1 protein-coding gene and 1 pseudogene are annotated in these 1,178 nt (G+C 42.5%); one reads left to right on the forward strand and one right to left on the reverse strand.

Features of this window, described 5'->3' with window-relative positions; translation table 11 throughout:
* Positions 1 to 250: 250 nt before the first annotated feature.
* Positions 251 to 496, reverse strand: a complete 246-nt coding sequence (locus V5298_RS15375) for a hypothetical protein (RefSeq protein WP_332932329.1) — start codon at positions 494 to 496, stop codon at positions 251 to 253.
* Between the two features lie 142 nt (positions 497 to 638).
* On the opposite strand from V5298_RS15375, the pseudogene V5298_RS15380 reads away from it, so the two are divergent.
* Positions 639 to 1,178, forward strand: a pseudogene (locus tag V5298_RS15380) (hypothetical protein); the annotation flags it as partial.

Here is a 1,178-nt window from a genome sequence, read left to right on the forward strand (position 1 = left end):
GTTTAACCCTTCGAGTAACTTATTGTGTTGCTCGTAAGGTATCAGTGCGCGTATCAGAGGTTGGTATTGTTTTATTATTTTTTTTTCATTAGAGGCTGACATACTCAGCATAAACATCCATTATTTAACGCTTATCTAATATAACGCGAAAAAAATAATGGTCAAGATTTAATCTGAGCGCCCCATTCAGTGGCTGTGTACAATCCACTGTTTTGCGTAAACGACTGCAAAACAGTGGAAAACACGTTTTTTATTGACGACGTGGCGGCATATTATCAGGCACAGCCACTAAATCATCGTCCATTAATTTACAGGTTGCTTCAACCTCATCACCTTCGGGGCTGGTAATAGTTACCGCATCGCCTTCTTGTGCATCAACACAAACGTCATAGGCTTCCTGAGGAGGCTTTTGACCACGAGGTGGACCTTCTTGAGCATAGCCTAAGGAAGAAAAACTCAACAAAGCTACTAATGTAGCACCAACTACGCGATTCATTTTATCACCTTTTAAAATAACAATAAGTCGAGAATAGAATAATAAGGGAAAAATGTGCAGATCCAGTGCAGAGACAGCGTAAATGTTGTGTATATTGTTTTACATTGTGTGCATAGCTGGGCCACTGACTTATACTAGCGCCATGAAACTATCTCAAAAATTATTCGCTATACTTGTTGGCTTTACTTGCCTGATCCTCTCGTTATCTTTGTTGTTGGCGCGTTGGAGTTTTGAACAAGGTTTTAGTGAATTTATCCAAAGCCAGGAATCTGAACGTTTAGATGCCTTGCGTGCGTCGTTAATTAATCAATACATCGCCAATGATCACCAGTGGGACGGTATTGATCCTAGCCTGTCTGATCCTAAAAACGCGCCGTGGATTAATGGGCCTCCCCGTCCCCCTCGTGGTGGCGGTGGTCCAATGAATGTTCAACAATTTAGGCAACCTTCAATCGACATTGCTCCCCCGACGGTGTTACTAACACCAAATGGTGAATACATTAGCGGCGATGTTGATCTAGGCTTTTCCGATAAGACCATGCAGCGCGTCGATGTGCCCTTAGTATTGGACGACGAAACCATCGGTATTTTACGTAGTTGGCGTCCAAAAGAGCCAGATTCGCTGATCGCGCAATCATTCTCTCGCCAACAATTATGGTCAATCATCATTATTGGCTTAATA

The sequence above is a fragment of the Alteromonas sp. 14N.309.X.WAT.G.H12 genome (genome assembly GCF_036697315.1).
Taxonomy (GTDB): domain Bacteria; phylum Pseudomonadota; class Gammaproteobacteria; order Enterobacterales; family Alteromonadaceae; genus Alteromonas.

Bases quoted from the DNA above. Each gene is read 5' to 3' on its own strand.
- V5298_RS15375 (WP_332932329.1), bottom strand. From the start codon at position 496: ATGAATCGCGTAGTTGGTGCTACATTAGTAGCTTTGTTGAGTTTTTCT.